At 44.2% G+C, this 20,024-nt stretch carries 14 protein-coding genes; 5 read left to right on the top strand and 9 right to left on the bottom strand.

Annotated elements, in window-relative coordinates; genetic code table 11:
- Window positions 1-58: 58 nt before the first annotated feature.
- From ABD772_RS06720 to ABD772_RS06700, 5 genes are all read right to left on the bottom strand, one after another.
- The gene (locus ABD772_RS06720; RefSeq protein WP_345102049.1) at window positions 59-2,518 is read right to left on the bottom strand and encodes a glutaminase family protein; all 2,460 of its coding nucleotides are present in this window, start codon (window positions 2,516-2,518) and stop codon (window positions 59-61) included.
- Between the two features lie 299 nt (window positions 2,519-2,817).
- Entirely contained in the window at window positions 2,818-4,524 is a 1,707-nt protein-coding gene (locus ABD772_RS06715; protein ID WP_345102047.1) for a sialate O-acetylesterase, read from the bottom strand.
- Between the two features lie 356 nt (window positions 4,525-4,880).
- Window positions 4,881-7,181: a GH92 family glycosyl hydrolase gene (locus tag ABD772_RS06710; RefSeq protein WP_345102045.1), complete on the bottom strand. Its 2,301-nt coding sequence runs from the start codon at window positions 7,179-7,181 to the stop codon at window positions 4,881-4,883.
- A 386-nt stretch (window positions 7,182-7,567) separates the two neighbouring features.
- A complete protein-coding gene (rpiA, locus tag ABD772_RS06705; protein WP_345102043.1) occupies window positions 7,568-8,254 on the bottom strand; it encodes a ribose 5-phosphate isomerase A in 687 nt (228 codons plus the stop codon).
- 83 nt (window positions 8,255-8,337) lie between these two features.
- Window positions 8,338-9,507 carry an MFS transporter gene (locus ABD772_RS06700; RefSeq protein WP_345102041.1) on the bottom strand — a complete coding sequence of 390 codons (1,170 nt, stop codon included), beginning with the start codon at window positions 9,505-9,507 and terminating at the stop codon, window positions 8,338-8,340.
- A gap of 161 nt (window positions 9,508-9,668) precedes the next feature.
- On the opposite strand from ABD772_RS06700, the gene ABD772_RS06695 reads away from it, so the two are divergent.
- From ABD772_RS06695 to ABD772_RS06685, 3 genes are all read left to right on the top strand, one after another.
- The gene (locus ABD772_RS06695; protein WP_345102039.1) at window positions 9,669-10,058 is read left to right on the top strand and encodes a VOC family protein; all 390 of its coding nucleotides are present in this window, start codon (window positions 9,669-9,671) and stop codon (window positions 10,056-10,058) included.
- 115 nt (window positions 10,059-10,173) lie between these two features.
- The gene (locus ABD772_RS06690; protein ID WP_345102037.1) at window positions 10,174-10,887 is read left to right on the top strand and encodes a ThuA domain-containing protein; all 714 of its coding nucleotides are present in this window, start codon (window positions 10,174-10,176) and stop codon (window positions 10,885-10,887) included.
- Between the two features lie 4 nt (window positions 10,888-10,891).
- The gene (locus ABD772_RS06685) at window positions 10,892-11,782 is read left to right on the top strand and encodes a glycerophosphodiester phosphodiesterase family protein (RefSeq protein WP_345102035.1); all 891 of its coding nucleotides are present in this window, start codon (window positions 10,892-10,894) and stop codon (window positions 11,780-11,782) included.
- A gap of 109 nt (window positions 11,783-11,891) precedes the next feature.
- Here ABD772_RS06685 and ABD772_RS06680 read toward each other — a convergent pair whose 3' ends face one another.
- The 3 genes from ABD772_RS06680 to ABD772_RS06670 all read right to left on the bottom strand — a co-directional run bounded on the left by ABD772_RS06680 (window position 11,892) and on the right by ABD772_RS06670 (window position 15,080).
- Window positions 11,892-12,428 (bottom strand): RNA polymerase sigma factor, encoded by a 537-nt coding sequence (locus ABD772_RS06680; RefSeq protein ID WP_345102033.1) that lies wholly within the window; start codon window positions 12,426-12,428, stop codon window positions 11,892-11,894.
- A 223-nt stretch (window positions 12,429-12,651) separates the two neighbouring features.
- Window positions 12,652-13,671, bottom strand: coding sequence for a UDP-N-acetylmuramate dehydrogenase (gene murB, locus ABD772_RS06675; RefSeq protein WP_345102031.1), 1,020 nt, complete (start codon window positions 13,669-13,671; stop codon window positions 12,652-12,654).
- 44 nt (window positions 13,672-13,715) lie between these two features.
- Window positions 13,716-15,080, bottom strand: coding sequence for a hypothetical protein (locus ABD772_RS06670; protein WP_345102029.1), 1,365 nt, complete (start codon window positions 15,078-15,080; stop codon window positions 13,716-13,718).
- A 216-nt stretch (window positions 15,081-15,296) separates the two neighbouring features.
- Here ABD772_RS06670 and ABD772_RS06665 point away from each other — a divergent pair, with 216 nt between their 5' ends.
- Together ABD772_RS06665 and ABD772_RS06660 are read left to right on the top strand one after the other, a co-directional pair.
- Window positions 15,297-17,342, top strand: a complete 2,046-nt coding sequence (locus ABD772_RS06665; protein WP_345102027.1) for an IPT/TIG domain-containing protein — start codon at window positions 15,297-15,299, stop codon at window positions 17,340-17,342.
- 121 nt (window positions 17,343-17,463) lie between these two features.
- Window positions 17,464-18,444: a sugar phosphate isomerase/epimerase family protein gene (locus tag ABD772_RS06660; protein WP_345102025.1), complete on the top strand. Its 981-nt coding sequence runs from the start codon at window positions 17,464-17,466 to the stop codon at window positions 18,442-18,444.
- Between the two features lie 122 nt (window positions 18,445-18,566).
- Here the strand turns inward: ABD772_RS06660 and lpdA are convergent, their stop codons facing one another.
- Window positions 18,567-19,970, bottom strand: coding sequence for a dihydrolipoyl dehydrogenase (lpdA, locus tag ABD772_RS06655; RefSeq protein ID WP_345102497.1), 1,404 nt, complete (start codon window positions 19,968-19,970; stop codon window positions 18,567-18,569).
- Between the last annotated feature and the right edge of the window lie 54 nt (window positions 19,971-20,024).

The raw sequence follows: 20,024 nt of genomic DNA, 5'->3' as shown, positions 1-20,024 counted from the left end.
CAAAAGCCGCTATTGTAGCGGCTTTTGCAATATGAATGTAATATTAAATATCAGCTTATTATTTTTTGTTGTGCATCTTGTATTCCAGCAATTTCATGAAGTAACCGCCTATAACGCTACGGGCCTGGAAGCCGGTTTGTTTGCCGTTGGTAGTTTCATGCCAGTCGCTCAGGGGTACGCGGGTTGGCGTTTCCAAAGCATATTTATAAACCGGATCGATCAATTTTTCAAAATCTTTTTGAGTTGGCGCAAAGGTAGCGGTCCACAAAATCCAGTCGGATTTGGTATAGGTTTTACGACTATCTAAAGGCAAGCCATACTCATTTTGTTTACTGATGTAATATTTAGTTTCGGTATCATAAACTGATTGAGGGAACAGGTCCAGGTCTAAAACTTTATCCCAAACCAGGTTATATTTCTGGCTCCAGGTACCGGGGTTTTCAAAGGTCAGGGTGAAGTGATCTTTGTCGCCGGCTAATTTTTGCCATCTGCCTACCATATCTTTCGCTATCGCGCGATATTTAGCAGCAGTAGCTTTATCACCCAACGACTCGGCTAACTGCGCATAACAATCTATACCTACAATAGCTTTTACAGACAAGTTAGCATTACGCGCCAGGTGACCGGCAAAGTCGTCAGTACATAATTGGTTAGCAGGGTCAAAGCCTTCGCTGGTTAAGTAATTCACCCAGGTGCTCAGCGTTTTCCAGTGCAATTTAGCGTAAGCCGGGCTACCTTGTGCTTTACAGATAGCGGTTGTCAGAATGATCATATTGCCCGATTCTTCAACCGGCATGCCTTCACCATAAGTCTGGCCGTTGGCATGCGGATAGCTACCTAAATCGTGTGCGGCAAAATCATGTTTAAATTTGCCGCTTTCGCTAAAGTAGAAGATACCGTTCAGCATACCCTGCATCAGTTTAGGATTATAGATCAGGTACAGCGGAGCCGACGGATAAGTTACGTCGACGGTGTTAACAAAGCCACCGCTAAAGTTTTCTTTCGAGAACCACAGGATCTCGCCTTTAGGGCTCTGCACCAAAATGTGAGCTGCTATACTTTGACGATAAGCCAGCACGCACAGGTCGGCATAGGTTTTGCCACCGGCTTTAACTGCATCGGCATACATCGTTTTATTAAAGGCGGCACATTTTTGCAATATAGAAGCATACTCGGTATTTGCCCTGGTAAGCTGATTTACGAAAGTCTCCTTTCCTGTGCGGTTCCACCACGGGCGCAAATTGGTGTTGAAATACTGCATGGAGTAAACATCATCATAACCAATTTCGACGTATTTAGCCACAGAGGTAGTGCCAACATTACCAAACGGAATAACCGTATTCAGGGCCAACTGAGTACCTTTTGTTTGTGTAGTTTTTGTTTGACCCTGACGGAAATTTAAAACCGATTCTCTTTCGGTAGTGATGAATTGTTTAGCGCCGGTTGCTTTTGGAGCAGCTACATACAAGTAACCCCAGTCAATACGCACGTCATCCCCTGCCTTTTGCAATACAGGCTGCTCATCAGTACCGGCTTTCAAGATTGATAAAGCTGCAGTACTTGATTGCGAAGCAGTAACTGCCTGTTTAGGCTGGTTAACCGCTAAATTGGTTGAAGCGCTGAAAAACACCTTTACAGCGTGAGTTTTATTATCGTTAGATTTTACACGATAAGTGATATAGGTAACCGGGCGAGATAACAGATCCAGATTAGCCAATAACAACGGAGATGTGAAAGTCACATCCAGATTAACCTTACCTGCTTTAAACGTATAGATGGTTTGAGTAGCAGTAAGACTTACATTTTTCTGATCAGCTTCTTCCAATTCTTTAGCGATAACGGGTTTTAGTTTGTCAACCAAACCAATATCGGCACGAGTACCTCCACCGGTATTTACTACGTGCATGGCAATAATGTTCTCTCCTATTTTCAGTTTGTCTTTGTCAAGGGGAGCCATTTCAAAACCCTTACTTACACCAACGCGGGTAAATATATTTTTGCCGTTAAGGGTAACTTCTATATTATCATCCCAAGAAGCTTTCAGGAATAGTTTATTAATATCGTCGGTCTGCGTGATAGTGAAAGTTCTTCTCACCCAGATATCATGCGTTCTCCATCTGATGTTTGAGCCGCGGCCATCACCAATTGGCGACATGCCTTCTTTCCAATCGGCAGCAGCGTACGACGGTGCTGTCCAATCGCCGGCCGGTTCGGTGAAAGTATATTTTACCGAGTAATCCTTTTCGTCAGACGCAGGCAGGATAGTGCGGTATTGTTCAGGCTCTTTACCCATAAAACGATAGTCGGTACCGTCAACATTGATAATACCAATCAGTGATTGCGCGGCACCGGTCCAATGTGTGGTGGTCGACTCGGCCAGCTTGTCGGTATTTGACCAAACGCTGAAATAAGTATTATGCGTAATTAACGGATACGAAGGTGCTTTCCTTTCTTGCGCAGATGCAAATCTGAAAGTCGACAAGACTGCTAAGCATCCCAACAGCAGGTTTTTTTTCATGAATGTATAGTTTTGTTTGTAGAAATTTGGTTGTTAAGGTATTTATATGGCGTATTTAGCGCTACACAAAATTATTGGCTAAATTAACGGCATTTTATGTTAAAATCATTGATTTATTTTCAATATGCCTGAATAAATCGCTTACAGCAACAAAAGATCAAACCTTAAAAATATCGGAAGCTAATAGACTATGCCTTCTCGAACAACAGGGAGAGATCTAGACACACGCAACTCACCGCAGACCTGGGTGTGTCTAGATCTCTCCCTGGTACCCCGGTCGAAATGATATACTCTGTTAATTATTTACGATCAAATGGCGGCCAATCGTCTGTGCGGAAAGGCCTTGCGGGAAGACCGTTCTTATTATATAAATTTCCCGGAGGATTATCGGCCCAGTTATAGCGTACAGATGCCGGAGCCGGTACCTCGTCGGCCCAAACTGTAACGGTATTGCCGGTTATCAGGGCTTTGGCCCAGTAAAATTTATGATCTTCGCCGGCTACGCCGAAACCTTTGAGTTCTTTGTCGTCGCTGTTCACTACATCGTCGCCCACCAAAGAGCCGGCGGTCAAACCTTTATGTATTTCATCAAAGCTGATGATGATCTTGTTGCCCTGGATCTTCATTGATTCATAAACCGGCCCCGAAGCTACAACCTTCCTGCCATACACTTTTTGCTGTGCCACCAACGCCAGGCGGTTACCGGGCACCAGTTTATTAGTTGGGTGGACATCCAGCGCCTCGCCCGCATCAATAATGGTAGCCATGCCGGTATTTGGCAGCGACAGGGTTTTAGCCTGCCCCTCACGCACCCACGGCCAGTTATCCTGAGACGGGGTGATAGCCGCCCCTCTGAAATTTGGTAGCTGCACAAACAGGAAAGGGAAATCGCCCAGTGCCCATTTGGCGCGCCAGTCGGCTATCATTCTTGGAAAATGTTCCTTATAATCTACGGCGTCACTCATGCCGTCGCCATTGGTTTCGCCCTGATACCAGATCACACCTTTCAAGCCATAACCTACCAGCGGGGCTATAACACCATTGTAGCAAACCGTTGGCGATTGGTATCCACCCAGCGGGTCGGCGGGTTGTGTTGGCGCCGGGCGCGCTGGCTTGGGCTTAAGCGGCGGCGTCTGGTTACTGGCTTTGGCAGCGGCAACATCTTTGTCCCATTGTTTCAGCGTTTGGTTATAGGCATCACCTACTTCGGCGTTCCATATTTTCAGGCTGTCGCGATAGGCTGCCTGCCGCGAAGGGTAAGTTTTGGTTGCTTCATCGAAGTGGTCAACCAGCCATTTCTGCTTGTCTGCATAACGGGTAAAGGCCGGTTCTTCCTTCAATCCCTCGACACTGATCCAGGCTTCTACCGGCGTACCGCCGCGATAACTGCCGATCATGCCCATTGGCACTTTTTCAGATTTACGCAAAGCTTCGGCAAAGTAAAGCCCCACACCCGAAAACCCATGCCAGGCAAAGCGGGGATTGGCCAACACCTGGGGCGAGCACACCAGCCATTTGCCATTCGGCGAGTCGGATGGTTGTTTCACTACATCATATACCGGGCTAAGCGACAGGTTCATCGGCACATAAAAAAAGTGGATCTGGTTATCGGTTGCATTAGCTATAGCATTGGCAGCGCGCTTCTCGGTTTGTATGCCAAACTCCATGTTTGATTGTCCCGAGGCCAGCCATACATCCCCAATCAGGATATTACTGTAGGTAATGTCGGTATTATTGCCCTGTATGTGCATCTGGTATGGCCCGCCGGCTTTGTAATTGCCTAGTTTGAGCGCCCATTTGCCGTCGGTACCGGTAGTAGCTTTATAGGTCTTGCCCCTAAAATCGACGGTCACCCGCTCGCCCGCATCGGCCCAACCGTAAATGGGCACCGGGATGCCGCGCTGTAAAACCATATTGTCGCCAAAGATGGCGGGCAGCTTTACAGTAGCAGAAGCGGCGGTACTTATCAGCCATAAAATGAGGGTAAATGAGGTGATCTTTTTCATGAAGATATAATTGGATTTACAAGAATACGTGGTTTGAGAGAAAGTGAGTAATATTTTTGTGCAACGTTTGTTGTTTAATGCCACCAAACGTAGAGACGCGATGCTTCGCGTCTACGAAGCGGTCGGTAAACGAGTCGCTTCAAAAAGACGCAAAGCATTGCGTCTCTACTAACTTTTATTCTTTTGCATTTTACACGCTTCGAAAAATGAAAAACGTAGAGACGCGATGCTTCGCGTCTACAAGCGGACAGTAAAAACGCGAGCCTAATAATATATTTAGATTTTCGCTATGCTCGAAATCAGCTATTCTTTTATATGAAAAGCCCCGCTATGCGGGGGGCTTTTCATCAGATATCTTAATTAACCGTCGCTGCCGACATTGACGGCGCTGCATCTGCCTGCGCACTGCCCCAGTTTTTGTTAGGGCGCGGACCCATTACCAGGGTCAATCTACCGCCGCCTGTAATGTCGCTGCTTTTCATCCACGGCTTGTTCCAGGTTTTGCCGTTAAGCGTAGCGCTTTGCACGTATTTGTTTTGTGCCGATGCGCCTTTGGCTTCAATGACAAAAGTTTTACCGCTACCTACGTTAATGGTGCTTTCCTCAAATATTGGGCTACCAATATCAAACACTGCACTGGCCGGATTTTGCGGGTAAAATCCCATCGAGTTAAATACATACCAGCTTGAGGTAGCACCGCCGTCCTCATCGCCTGCTATACCTTGCGGGGTAATGTCATACCAAAGGTCCATCAGCAAACGTATTTTCTGTTGGGTTTTCCACGGCTGGCCTGCATAGTTGTACAGGTACGGAATGTGATAGGCCGGTTCATTGCCTTGCGGATACATACCCACCAAACCGGTCATATCCGGAAACTGACCCTGGAAGGCCATTTTATCCATACCGTTGTGGCCGGTAGTGAACAATTCGTCCAGTTTATCTACAAAGTTCTGGCGACTGCCCTCCAGATTGATTAAACCTTGTATGTCATGTTGTACACTCCAGGTATATACCCAAGAGTTACACTCCGCAAAATAACCCTCGCCCGCAAAGCCGCCCGAAGTTTTCGGATCAAACGGCTCAACCCAATTGCCGTCGGCAGTTTTTGGGGCCATCAGGCCGATAGACGGTTTAAACAGGTTTTGGTAGTTATGCGCGCGTTTCATGAATAGTTGATAGTCGTCTTGCTTACCCAAAGCCTTGGCCATTTGCGCCAGGCACCAATCGTCATAGCAATGCTCCAGCGTTACAGAAACCGACTGGCGGCGGTGCCACGAGTCAACTTCAGGCACCCACTCTTCTACCTCTAAGGTGGGGGTCCATTTAACGTTGTAAGGCAGTTTATCATATTTGCCTACCGGTTTCTTTTCGTCTGCATCTTTACGAATAGGCAAGGCCGGGTACCAGCCTTTTTCATAATAGCATTTCTCTAATTCTGTAGTGCCGGGGCCGTCTTTCCATGGTATCATGGTACCTTCCGTAGCATTTTTGCGCATGCCGGCATAAGCTTTCTCTACATCAAAACCACGCAAGCCTTTTAGGTAAGCCTCTGCAATAACCGAGGTAGAGTGGTTACCAATCATGGCGCCCGAATTAGTTAGCCAACCGGTTTTCTCATAAGCATCTATAAAACTATTGATGGCTTTTACTGATTCTTTTGGTTCGATCAAGTCCTGCAAAGCGTAAGCGCTGCGGTAGGTATCCCAAACGTTACCCATACGCAAAGCGCGGGTACGATATAAGGTGCTATAAAAAATACCGCGCTGACGTTCGGTGCCGCCTTTAATTTTGATCAGGTTCAGTTCGGCATTCCAGCGGTCTTTCAGTTTAGCTTTTACCTGGTCGAAGGTTGATTTGCCGATCTCTTTATCAAGTGTTGCCTTGGCATCCTCAGCGCTAACATTTGAAAGCGCTACTTTAAACTCTAAGGTCATCGGCTGTGACGATGCGTCCCAATGCAGGTACGTACCGCTGCCACCACCGCCGTTACCACCACGCCTACCGCCATTGCCGCCAGCAGGAGCTTCTTCCTTCCAGGTGCTGTGGCTTGAGGCTGCCTTGCTTATTTCGGCATAAAAATATCTTTTGTTTGCTGCTTCGCCACGGCGGCCGCCAAATGAAGCACCCGAGCCTTCCAGTACTTTTTCGCCCTTAACCTCTATTGTGCTATTGCCCGATAACATCAGGTTGGTAGCCTGGTTAGCCGGAATAGTAAAGCGAAAAATAGCCGCATTATCGGTAAGAGTGTATTCGGTATTGATATTCGGGTCTTCCAGCAGGGCCTGATAGTAGTATGGTGTAGCCGTTTCCATATCATGGTCAAAGTGCGAAGCATTCTCACGGGCGCCGGGTTTAAACTCGCCTTTGCTGATCATCAGACTGCCAAAACCCACCGGAAAATTGAAAATCTTGTCTGACAAGTAAAAATCTTCGACAGCCGGGTTAAACGTCGGGAAGATATTCATGTTACCACCCGGAGCCTTAATAACAGGCGCAGTACTGCGGTTTTTAGGATTAATGGAGCCGATGTACAGGTCGACATAATCGGCAGGCGATTTGCCGGTTATCGACTTACCTGCAGTTGCAGCCGACTTGTGTTGGGCAAAAGCCGGACTGACCAGCATGCATAATGCTAAAAAAGTATCTTTTAGTTTCATAACAGAGATATTTTAAAGAAGGCAATTAATTGGTTGTTTTGTTTGGTATCTCAATACTATGAAATTTATGCTATTTGTAACGTAATTGTTTGGTTACAATTGGATTGGGAGAGGCGTAGTTGGACAGCAAATTTGTCATTTCGAACGAGGAACGAGTGAGAAATCTATACACGAGTCAATCAACGGTAATTAGGGTGTGTATAGATTTCTCGCTACGCTCGAAATGACATTCTACTTAATTGTCTACAATTCCTCAAGAAGATGATAGATGTAGCGTAAATATTAAAAAGCTATGTCATTTCGAGCGTAGCGAGAAATCTATACATTGCGCAGCGTTTAGCGTGTATATAGATTTCTCGCTACGCTCGAAAATGATAAAGACGGATTTAGGGAATAGGCGACAAAACCTTCACTCCACCTTCACCAGCAATAACGGCTTTCTTTGCCAAGCCTATAAAAAGCGAGTGCTCTACCACACCCGGCACCATTTTTACTGCATTCATCTTTTCAATTGTTATCGTCTCAGCAAAATAAACATCCAGCAGGTAATTACCATTTTCGGTGATCACGGCTCCATCTTTCTGTGTGCTCAGGCGCATGGTAACTTTAGCCGTTGGGATGTTTTTGGCCAGCCATTGGTAAACTAATTGCAAACCTGTCGGCAAAACCTCGAGCACCAGCGGGTAGGTGGTATCTAATTTTTCGACAGATTTTGAAGCATCGCCAATTAAAACAAACTCGTTGGCAAGGCTGGCCATGATCTTCTCGGAGGTATGAATGCCACCGCCGCATTTCAGGGCATTGAGTTTCGCATCAAACTGGTCGCAGCCGTCAAAATAGATGTCGATGTGTTTAACCTGCTCGCTACCCAATAAGCGGAAATCGTATTGCAGGATCAAACCCGCAGTTTTAAATGATGACGTGGCAAATGTGAGCGATGCTGCCAGTTGTTTATCCGCAGCAATCAATTCCAGCAGGTTGGCAATGGTCGAGCCGGCGCCAACGCCTATGGTTTGTCCGGGTTTGATGAATTGCAGGGCTGTTTTGGCTGCTTCTAATTTGAAATCGGGCATGGTATTGAATTTGCAGCAATATCGGGATTTAAAATAGATCAGATACTGCGTGTGCGCTTTTATCGCATCGCAAGTATGGGCACTTAACAGGGCGAAGTTTTTTGGCGCATTAATGCTATCAAACCCAACACCGGCCCTGCGGCCAATATCATGTAGATATATTGCGCATTAGCTGCGGTACGTAAAGCGGTTACCAGTTGTATACTGACGATGGTTATAGCAAAACCAATGCTGTTAACGATAGTCAACGCTGAACCTTTGGTTTCGGCAGAGGCGTTTTGGGCGACGAGCGTGGAAAACAGCGGCGAGTCGGCAATGACAGCCATGCTCCAGACGAACAGGAAGATGATAAAGGCAATCATCGCGTTAGCAAATAAAAACAATGGCGAGACTACACAGCAAATACCGGATGTGAGCAACGCGATGGTGGCTGTCCTTTTTGGCCCAAACTTTTGCGATAGATAGCCGCTTGCCACGCAGGATAAACTACCTACAGCGATGATAAGGAATGACAGTAAGGGGATGTTCAAATCCGTCGCCGGGTAATGATCTTTATAAGCCGCCAGGAAAACGGGGACAAAAACCCAAAAGGCATACAGCTCCCACATGTGGCCAAAATAACCAAACGCCGCTGCCCTGAATTTGGGGTTGCTAAAACCGTCCAGAAATCTGCTGAAATTTAATTTTTGCCCTTGCTTGCGGTCAGGGCCGTCCGGGACTAATGATAACATGGCACAGCCGCCCAGTGCCGAAAGAATGGATGTGCCGTAAATGACATGTTTATAAGGCAAGCCAGCCGTCATGCTTTTTAAAAAGTGCGGAAAGGCCGTACCAAGTACCAGGGCACCAACCAAGAATCCTAATGATTTGCCCAGGCCTTGCCGGTAATGGTCGGATGCTATTTTCATGCCGACGGGGTAAATACCCGCCAGGAAAAAGCCTGTTGCAAAGCGGCAGATAATAAGCGAGGTTGTGTTGATACTATTTAAACTTGCGCCCAGGTTGATCACCGCGGCAATCATCGCGCAGCAAAAAAATACTTTTACCGGCGAAAAGCGATCGGCTACACTCAGGATGGCAAAAATAAGTGTACCGGCGATGAAACCCAGTTGTACCGAGCTGGTTAGGTGCGCCAGATAAGACGGCTCCAGATGCAATTGTCTGGCGACGTCGCCCATAATGGCATTGCCGGCAAACCAGACAGAGGTGCAAAAAAATTGTGCTATGACAATGGCAGGTAGTATTGGTTTCATGCTTGAGGTTCAGGGCAAAGCTATTCTTTATTTAATGGAATTGTACTTTACTAAAACTAATTGATTTACAGGGATGTTAAAGTCTTAAATGCCCCTAACAATTGGCCCTTTCAGCCATTACGTATCATCCGTATCAAAAGTAACTTAGTAAAAACAAAATTATGTTTAAGGATTCAAATACATTCAGCAGTTTTTCAGTAAACGATCTGAAAGCTGCCAAAAAGTTTTACAGCGAAGTTTTAGGGCTTGAAGTTAGCGATAACCCAATGGGTGTGATGGAGCTGCATATTAAAGGCGGCGGCAATATTATGGTTTACCCAAAGCCAGATCATCAACCGGCCACTTTTACGGTGCTTAACATCCTGGTGCCCAATTTGGAGTTGGCTGTCGACGCGCTGATTGTCAAAGGCATGACCTTTGAACAATACCACAATGAACACCTTGACACCGACAAAAAAGGCATTATGCGCGGCGAGGGCCACGGTCCGGACATTGCCTGGTTTAAAGACCCGGCGGGTAATATCTTATCGCTGATTGAGGAAAGTAAATAAGCATAAAATATCAAATTAAACCCTTCTCTACCCCATCGCAGAATCCCTTGCGCTTTAGGCTACATTACTTAGTCAAAATATAATACTATGCTTATATTAGCAGTCTATTAAGCAAATGAGAACCCTACAATTCAAACTATTACTATGCGCCGTTGCGTTATTTTTTTGCGGGCCTATGCCGGCAGCCGGAAAGATCAGGGTGCTTATTGTTGGGGGCGGTACTTCGCACGATTTTAATCATTGGTATAAACAGGTAGACGCAGCTACTTTGGAGCGTGATGGACTGTGTTCGGTAATTTACACCAGCAATACCGACTCGATACCGGATTATTTAAAGGGTGCCGATGTTCTTTACCTGGTTACCAATCAGCCAATAAATATCGCGTCGCGCAAAGCTATATTTGATTTTGCCGATGCCGGCAAAGGCCTGGTGCTGGGGCACCCTGCACTATGGTATAACTGGTTAGGCTGGCCCGAATATAACCTGCAGCTGGTTAGCGGCGGAGCAAATACGCACGATGAGTATGGTAGTTTCAACGAAGATGTTGTTAACCCCAATCATCCGGTTACACAGGGCGTTGAACAGCATTTTACTTTAAAAGATGAACGTTATCATTATGACGTTGACCCTTCAGGACCGGGTATAGAAGTTTTGGCTAATAACCGTGCTGCCGGCTCGATCATAGTTTATCCATCTGTTTTCATCGTCAAAAACCCCAAAACACGCATTGTTTGTATTGCACTTGGTCACGACGGTGCCTCGCATAATATCATCCCTTACCAAACACTTTTGCGCAATGCTGTTAAATGGGTGGCGCATAAATCATAATGCTATGAAAGGTCTGCTAACATTATTAATTGGCTTCGGATTTGTATCGGCCCAAGCGCAACAAACATTTGATACGGAGGCACACCGCGGCGGCCGCGGACTAATGCCTGAAAATTCCATACCCGCTATGCTGAATGGTGTGCGCACCGGTGTGCGTACGCTGGAACTGGACACCCATATCACTGCCGATGGCAAAGTTGTGGTATCGCATGATGGTTTCATGAATGCTGCCTTTATGCAAAAGCCAGACGGCAGCGATATTGCCAAAGCCGATGCAAAGAAATACGTGCTGTACAAAATGACCTATGCCGATATCCGGCAGTTCATTGAAGGCGTGAAGGATTATCCGGCTTTCCCGCAGCAACAAAAAGTTAAAACCTACAAACCGCTGCTGGCCGATCTGATAGACAGTGTCGAAAGTTATGTTAAGGTACATCGCCTTAAACCGGTGTATTACAATATTGAAACCAAAAGCAGCGCGGCAGGCGACAACATAGATAATCCCGTTCCGGAGGTGTTTGTTAAATTATTGATGAATGTCATCAACCAAAAACATATTACCGACAGGGTGATAATTCAGTCGTTTGACCCGCGCACCTTACAGGTGCTTCACCAGCAGATGCCAAAGGTAAAGACAGCTTTCCTTATTCAATCGGGCAACTACGAAGGCAGCATTAAAACCCTTGGCTTTACCCCAACTATTCTGAGCCCCGAACAGAAAATTGTTACCGCAGATATGGTTAACTCGGCTCATCAAAACCACGTACAGATTATTCCCTGGACAGTGGATGACGAAGACAAAATGAAAGCGCTGGCTGATTTGAAAGTAGATGGCCTGATATCTGATTATCCGGATAAGCTGGTAAAGTTATTTGGTAGTTACCAGGACAAATAGTAAAAACGCCTGAACGCTATACCTACAGTGAAACAAACGGCATCAAAAAGCAGAAGCCCGCTTTTGAGAGCGGGCTTCTGCTTTTATAGTAAATTGAGTTAATTAATTCTTAGTTTTCTGCGTAAACCGGTTTTTTGATGCCACTGTCATAAGCTTTCAGGTTTTTCTTTAGCAGCTTGCGGGCCACATGGATGCGGGTTTTAACCGTACCGATAGGGATTGACAGGTGATCGGCAATTTCATGGTATTTATGACCCTCAAAATACATGGTAAAAGGCACGTAATAATCCTGAGGTAAACGCTCAAGTGCTTTTTTAATGTCGTCCATCACAAATTTAGCTTCGCCATGGTTTTTTGTTGAGCTAAACACCAGGTTTGGCGATGAAATTTCGTCAGATTTAGTAACGAAAGTGCTCATTTTAACAAAACGACGGTAGTTATTGATAAAAGTGTTTTTCATGATGGTGTATAACCACCCTTTTAAATTGGTGCCTTCTTTAAACTTATTGTAATAAGTTATGGCTTTCAACATCGTGTCCTGGACAAGGTCGTTAGCATCATCTGCGTCATGGGTAAAATGTAGGGCGTAAGATCTTAAAGAACTCGCTTGGCGCAATACTAGGGTGTTAAACTCAATCTTTGTCATCTGTAAATGTTTTGTATTGGTTTATAGACAAAGGGCATACCATTGTGCCAAGTCAATTACAACGACCGATTGCTTAAGTATAGATAATTTAAATAGTGTAAATAATACACTAAAAATATCACAAGTATCTAATATACAGATATATAAAATGACATAAAAATATGAATTTAAGCTACCTGACAATTCGATTACAATGCCAATAATTTCCTAAAATGAAATAAAATTAACCTATGATATTTACTTCGCGTTGTAGGGTAACGCCAAATTTGGTGTACACACTGTCTATAATTTGCGACGAAAAGTTGTACACCTCCTGGCCGGCAGCGCCGCCGTGATTTACCAAAACAAGTGCCTGATTTTTCCAGGTACCGGTATTTCCGACAACTTTGCCCTTCCAGCCGCATTGCTCAATAAGCCAGCCGGCTGCCAGTTTTACCAGACCATCGCCTGCAGGGTAGTTTACTACATCAGGAAATTTTTGTTTGATAGGCTCAAACTCAGTGGCAGTGATAACAGGATTTTTAAAAAAGCTGCCCGCATTACCTATTGTTGAGGGATCAGGCAGTTTAGCTACGCGAATATGCGATACTACCTGCGACACATCTTTTATAGTAGGATCTGTAATGCCCCTATTGCCGAGCTCCTGCTCAATAGCGCCGTATCTTAAATTTAAGTGAGGGATAAGCGACAGATCAAACTTTACAGACACAATAATATATTGTCCTTTCAGCTCATTTTTGAAAACGCTTTCGCGGTAACCAAATCCGCAATCGGCTTTGGTAAAAGTGTGAAAATTGCCGGTAGCTATTTCAAAAGCTTTACAGCTGCTAAACACATCCTTTAACTCTACCCCGTAAGCACCGATATTTTGTATAGGCGATGCCCCGACAGAACCGGGAATAAGGCTCAGGTTTTCCAGCCCGGCAAAGCCACGCTGTACACAGTAATTTACCAGGTCATTCCAAACCTCGCCGGCGCCGGCTTCAACGAATACCTCGTCGTGACTAATACGGTGCTCGATACCACGAATGTTCATGTGGATGACCAGGCCATCAAAATCTTTAATAAAAAGCATGTTGCTGCCACCACCTATCACCAGTCGCCCGATTTCATGCCATTGGGGATCCATAAACAGCTCGGCCAGGTCATCGGGGTGATTGATCTCAACAAAATAGCGGGCGTTTACATCAACCCCAAATGTGTTAAAGTTTTTTAACGATACGTTTTGTTGAATTTGCAACATGGGGGCGAATTTCGGAATTAATTTGGAGAAAATGGGGATAACAGTTATTTCGATTCAGCTCTATCCGCCGATTTGCCACTAGCTATTTTATGGCCTTCTTTGTCATAAACTATGCAAAAATACCATTTACTTTTATCATCGGTCGGCGGGAACCCGGCAAATATCTTATCCCCATCTTGAATAAGTTGGTTGCTGCAGGAAAGTAAAATCATCGTTCCATCCGGAAGCAACAACCACCGAGAGCTTCTTGTTAAATCATAGCCCTGGTAAAAATCTGCTGCTGTATAAACATATTTAATTTCGCAGCTTTCAAACTTAGAGATATTTGGATAAACAAATTTAGCCTGCTCAATAAGCTTAGGTGTGGAACTTTCAACAAAAGCTATAGTTGTTGGATGAGCTTTCATATAGTCGAAAAAGAATCCGCCTCTTTTATATAAACTCACTATTTCTTTCTCGCAGTCATTATAAATGCTCGTTTTTAAGGTATCTGTAGATGGATATCTGTATTGCAGTTGTATATTAAAAGGTAAGGAGGCTGATTTAAAACGGATCATGCCCATAACAGGGCTTAAAGTTTTGCTTAAACTTTGATAGTTTGACGAATGACGAAGCTTGTAATCATCCCATGAAATTTTTGTTATAACCCATCTCCGAAATAATTCATAATCAATGCGATAAACTAACCTGCTTTTTTCTCCTTTGTCAAATCCTTCATGGCCGATAATCGATTCAAATAACTCAGTAAGGTGCGCATTATAGCTGTGTTTATTTTTTATTTTCCAGGGCAATTGATATAAATGGTAGCTGTTTACGTAAGCCGATACGGTATCCTTATGCTTGTCTTTGTAGGTAAAAATCATTCCATAATATGACCGGTCATCATCAATAAAAGGATGAAAAGCTTTTAAACCAGCCTCTTTAACCGCTTGCTTTGATTTAATTATCTTTAAAAAGTAAGCTTTTTGTTCGGCAGTTAAATTAATCATCAAGCTGTCTTCTTTGTTGTGATGAAATTGAAACGATTCTTTTGCAGCAGTTTGCAGGGTGTCTATATATTTCTTTAGTTCTTCAGTTGAAACATCGAATTGTTCAAACTTTAGTGTGGTGTCGGGATTATTTATATATGCCAGTAATCGCTCCAAATCTTTTACAGGTATTGTTTTAATAAGCCTACGGGTTGAATCTCTTAATAATTTAGGGGGCAGCTGGCTTCTGAGATGATAACAATTCCATTCCTTTCCTTCGGGCAAAACTTCTACCCATTTCATACCTGTGTAAGCCCACCAGGGGCCGCTGCTAACCAGTTCTATTTTGGTAATGTCTTTAAGCTTGATATTTTGGGCATAGCTTATTGAGCTTAATCCGAGCAGGCAAATAAGGTTATATGTAAAGGTTCTTAGATTCATCCGCTATTTGCTGCCGATCACCGCGATTAGGTTAATGGTTGCACTAAGCTACAAATTATTCAAATAAAGCTTTGACTACCGGTTTGAATATTATCCCAATATTATTTCTTATATATTCATATAGACATTAAAATATTATTAGATTTTTTTTTGAATTTGTAAAATTGTTGTTATACTTGATCATAATTATTTATAACCCCTATTAATTAAACAACCATGATTAAAAAACCCCTATTAAAAATAGGCGGCTTGATGCTGCTTATTGCCGTCATGAGTTCGTGCAAAAAAGACGCACAACCTGTTGCACCAACTAATCCTACATCGACGGAACCAAAAACCAGTTTTTCAGGTGTTGTTGACGGACGGACACTTTCGCTTAATGAATCGTCAATGTCATCAACATATTATTCAACCGATGGCGATGCTACAAAAGCTCTTTTAACTACCAACACTTTAAGCAGCGCCGGCGATCAGTTAGTTTTCTTTATTGCCGATGTTAAAGCAGGCACACAAACCATCACCAAAAAATTAGGCACCTCATCAAACCCAGGTGTTCCGGGCTTAAGAGTGAATGGCACTGGCACAGTATCTACAACCACGCAAACCTACGTTAAGTACAGAACCACCGGCAAAAACACTTTTTATGCTATCTCGGGCGCTATTGATATTAGCATTACCGGCAACGACATTACTGTAAAATGGGACATTAAGTTCCTGAATTCCATCAGCGGTGAGTTTTCATCAAAGGGGACCTATACTGTATTAAATTATACTGCTACAGTAAAAGCTAAGTCAGATATTGTTGATCCTACACCTGTTACGGTTAAGCCAACTATTGAAAACATGACGCCTTTGTCGGGTGCAGAAGGTGATACTGTTACGCTTACAGGGGTAAATTACAGCGCTACAATTGCAGACAATATTTTGAAATTTAATGGTACCGATGCTAAGATCATATCTGCCAATACAACCAAAATAAAAGCAATCGTACCTAAACAGGGCGTTACCGGCGCGGTCACCCTAAGAGTAAAAAACAGTGATATTTTAACCGGGCCAACCTTCACTTATATACTGCCTGCCAAAATCACATCATTTGCACCGGCGGTTACAAAAATTGGTGATACCGTTGTTATTAAGGGTAGTAATTTCTCTACCACAAAAGCCGACAATGTGGTGAAGATTAAAAATGTTGCTGCTACGGTAATTGCGGCGTCAGCTACTCAAATAAGCGCAGTTGTTCCAACAGGTGCCGCTACAGGGCGAATAACTGTTACTATAGGCGGACACACTGCAACAAGCACTTCTGATATTGTGATTGGTAATGGCGTTGCGTGGCAAGACCTGGGCTTTACCGCAACTATATCAAACTATAACCAGGCTGCAACGCTTGGTACCAAAACTATTTTTGCAGGTGGCCTTAAATCAAACTATATATACTTAACCACCAATGGGACAACATTTACTAACGTTTACAATGCCTTACCTTTCAATAAAACATTATTAGAGATCAAATTAGTCGCAGCCAACGACTCGGCATTTTATGTTACCACAAATTATGGTATTGCCAAATCAAAAGACGGCAGCACCTGGACCAAGCTAACCCCTAATGCCAACAGCCCCGATATAGGCTTTACCGGCATTGTGGCTATGGGTAACACCGTAAATGTTATAAATTCAAATGTTTTATACACCTCAACCAATGGCGGTACTACATGGACAACGGCTGTTATTGCGCAATTGGCCGGTTTAGACTATATCACCAGCGACGCTGCGGCTAAATACTGGTATGCTATTGATGCAAACGGAAATCTGCCTAATTCAAATGCCAAACCGTTCTATCGTTCTACCGATAAGGGAAAAACCTGGACAGCTACCAAAGCTGCCGCCGGTTATTATCTCTACGGTTTTGGCCAGCAGGAATTTATGAAAGCACATAACAATGCGGTATTTGTACTGTATACGCCACCATCAACCTCGCCAAGTGTTGCCGACCAGCGTTTATACAAATCAACCAACCAGGGCGATGCGTGGACCAAAGTTACCGACGAAACTGTTTATACAGTTAAAATTAATGGTGATGAAGTTATGTATGGCGGCTTAACCTTTAACTTATCTAAAGATGGCGGTAGCAACTTTACCAAATACCTGGTTCCTTCGGGCTATACTATTTATGGTGCAGAAAAATCAAATGGTTATTACTATATTTTCTGTACAAATAATACCACATCAGCACATAAAATCTTCCGTGCTGTGATTCAATAAAACAATCAAACTAAATTTAATACCCCTATCTCAAGCCCTCTGCATAACCGCGGGGGGCTTTTGTTTAAACTTTTCTTTGCTTGTATTTTGTAGCTTTGAATAAACCTGTTACTTTTCTGCTATGAAAGATGCCATCTCACGAAAAAATTTTATTAAAACTGCCGCTATCGGCATGGCTGCGTTACCACTTGGAAATATAGCTTCGGCTGTTGATAATAAGACGATCAGACCCATTGATATGCCCGCAGCGGATGACAGGATCAGCCTGAACATTTTCTCGAAGCACCTGCAATGGCTTGATTATTCAGATATGGCCAATCAAGCCGCTAAATTGGGTTTTGAGGGTGTGGATTTAACCGTACGCAAAGGCGGACACGTATTGCCCGAACGGGTAAAAGATAATTTGCCCCAGGCGGTAAATGCCGTTAAACAAGCCGGCTTAAAAGTTAACTCAATTACTACAGATATAGTTGATGCGAACGACCTGCATACGCACGAAATTTTAGAAACCGCAGCGCACTATGGTATTAAAAGCTACCGCATGGGCTGGTATGGCTATGATAAAAAGCTAAGCACCCTGGAAAACGTCGATCAGCTTAAAAAACGTTTTGCTATGCTGGCTAAGGTAAATGAGCGTTATGCCGTGCGTGGCGACTACGAGCATCATACCGGCAGGTTTGGTAACTCCATCTGGGATTTATATGAGGCAATCAAAGACCAATCGCCGCAATGGATAGGTTGCCAGTTTGATATACATCACGCTACTATTGACGGTGCCATGTCATGGCCGCAAAATCTGGATCTGATCAAGGCCTACGTCAAATCAACCACTATCAAGGATTTTTACTGGCAGAAAACCGGCAAGGGCTGGGACATAGCCAATGCACCGCTTGGCCAGGGGATGGTTAATTTTAAAGCTTATTTAACACAGCTAAAGCAATTTGATTTTAAAGGGCCAATCATTATGCACTACGAATATCCGCTCGGCGGTGCAAATGCCGGTGCTAATAAACTAAAGTTACCTAAAGAGCAGGTATTAGCTTCGATGCAGGCTGATGTGAATACGTTGAAAAGTTGGTTGAAGGAAAGCGGGTTGGTATAAAGAAATCTCACTAAGAAAATCAAACGAGGAGATATCTATACGCACGCAATTCTTGTATGCGTATAGATATCTCACTACGTTCCAGATGACATCGAAGCGAATAATTCCTATTCTTTACAAAATCAAATATGTATCGGCCTGTTTTCTGTAGCAGCCAGACAAGCTTCGCGCAGGGCTTCGGTATAAGTTGGGTGCGCGTGGCTCATGCGGCTAATATCTTCGGCGCTGGCGCGATATTCCATGGCTACTACAGCCTCGGCAATCATATCGGCAGCACGCGGACCGATAATGTGTACGCCCAGAATCTCATCGGTAGCAGCATCAGCCAAAACTTTAACAAAACCGTCCATGTCTCCGCTTGCTACCGCCCTGCCGCTGGCGCGGAACGGGAATGAGCCTGCTTTATATTTCACGCCTTTTTCTTTCAGCTGCTCCTCGGTCTGGCCTACAGCAGCAACCTCAGGCCAGGTATAAACTACGCCCGGTATCAGGTTGTAGTTTATATGCGGTTTTTGGCCGGCGATGCGTTCGGCAACCAAAGTACCTTCGTCTTCTGCTTTATGAGCCAGCATCGCTCCCCGAATCACGTCGCCAATGGCATAAACACCTTTAACACTGGTTTGCAGGTGGTCGTCGACGGTAATTTTACGGCCTCGCTCTTCAACCGCCAAGCCAATCTTATCTAAACCTAAACCATCGGTATAAGCTATGCGCCCCACCGCCACCAGGCAGTAATCGCCTTTAAGCTCTTTTTTCTCACCTTGTGGCGAATCGAAAGCTACCGTTACCTCTTTACCTTTTACCGTTGCGCCGGTTACTTTATGGCCCAGGTAAAACTCCATGCCTTGTTTTTGCAAAACCTTTTGCAGCTCTTTACCCAATGCTTTATCCATTGTTGGGATAATGCCGTCCATAAACTCAATTACAGAAACTTTGGCCCCCAAACGTGCATATACCGAACCCAACTCCAAACCAATAACACCACCGCCGATGAGGATAAGATGCTTAGGTATTTCAGGCAATGATAAAGCCTCTGTCGAGGTAATAATGCGTTTTTTATCAATCTTAATAAACGGCAGGCTTGATGGTTTTGAACCGGTAGCGATGATAACGTTGGTACCGGTAATTTCCTGAGTACTGCCATCCTCTTTGGTAATGACAATGGTGTTTTTGTCTTTAAATGAACCCATGCCCTGGTAGCCGTCAATCTTGTTCTTTTTAAACAAAAAACTAATACCGGCGGTGTTCTTAGCTACTACTTCGGTTTTACGTTTCATCATCTGGGTTATATCAACCTTCAGATCTTTAAGGTTAATACCATGGCTGGCAAAAGCGTGCCCGGCATTGTAATAATGTTCGGACGAATCTAACAGCGCCTTCGATGGGATGCAGCCTACATTAAGACAAGTGCCTCCGTAAGTGGCATATTTTTCAATACAAGCTGTTTTTAAACCAAGCTGGGCACAACGTATAGCAGCCACATAGCCACCCGGACCCGAACCTATAACGATAACATCATATTGCATAGTAGTAGTGTTTGTGGCGTAAAGGTACATTTTTTAGACATTAGTGATTGGTTG

The sequence above is a fragment of the Mucilaginibacter panaciglaebae genome, assembly GCF_039539265.1.
Taxonomy (GTDB): Bacteria; Bacteroidota; Bacteroidia; order Sphingobacteriales; family Sphingobacteriaceae; genus Mucilaginibacter; species Mucilaginibacter panaciglaebae.
This window is presented reverse-complemented; position numbering and strand designations above follow the sequence as displayed.

Coding starts and splice junctions, on each gene's coding strand:
- ABD772_RS06720 (WP_345102049.1), bottom strand. CDS start 2,518: ATGAAAAAAAACCTGCTGTTGGGATGCTTAGCAGTCTTGTCGACTTTC.
- ABD772_RS06715 (WP_345102047.1), bottom strand. CDS start 4,524: ATGAAAAAGATCACCTCATTTACCCTCATTTTATGGCTGATAAGTACC.
- ABD772_RS06710 (WP_345102045.1), bottom strand. CDS start 7,181: ATGAAACTAAAAGATACTTTTTTAGCATTATGCATGCTGGTCAGTCCG.
- rpiA (WP_345102043.1), bottom strand. CDS start 8,254: ATGCCCGATTTCAAATTAGAAGCAGCCAAAACAGCCCTGCAATTCATC.
- ABD772_RS06700 (WP_345102041.1), bottom strand. CDS start 9,507: ATGAAACCAATACTACCTGCCATTGTCATAGCACAATTTTTTTGCACC.
- ABD772_RS06695 (WP_345102039.1), top strand. CDS start 9,669: ATGTTTAAGGATTCAAATACATTCAGCAGTTTTTCAGTAAACGATCTG.
- ABD772_RS06690 (WP_345102037.1), top strand. CDS start 10,174: ATGAGAACCCTACAATTCAAACTATTACTATGCGCCGTTGCGTTATTT.
- ABD772_RS06685 (WP_345102035.1), top strand. CDS start 10,892: ATGAAAGGTCTGCTAACATTATTAATTGGCTTCGGATTTGTATCGGCC.
- ABD772_RS06680 (WP_345102033.1), bottom strand. CDS start 12,428: ATGACAAAGATTGAGTTTAACACCCTAGTATTGCGCCAAGCGAGTTCT.
- murB (WP_345102031.1), bottom strand. CDS start 13,671: ATGTTGCAAATTCAACAAAACGTATCGTTAAAAAACTTTAACACATTT.
- ABD772_RS06670 (WP_345102029.1), bottom strand. CDS start 15,080: ATGAATCTAAGAACCTTTACATATAACCTTATTTGCCTGCTCGGATTA.
- ABD772_RS06665 (WP_345102027.1), top strand. CDS start 15,297: ATGATTAAAAAACCCCTATTAAAAATAGGCGGCTTGATGCTGCTTATT.
- ABD772_RS06660 (WP_345102025.1), top strand. CDS start 17,464: ATGAAAGATGCCATCTCACGAAAAAATTTTATTAAAACTGCCGCTATC.
- lpdA (WP_345102497.1), bottom strand. CDS start 19,970: ATGCAATATGATGTTATCGTTATAGGTTCGGGTCCGGGTGGCTATGTG.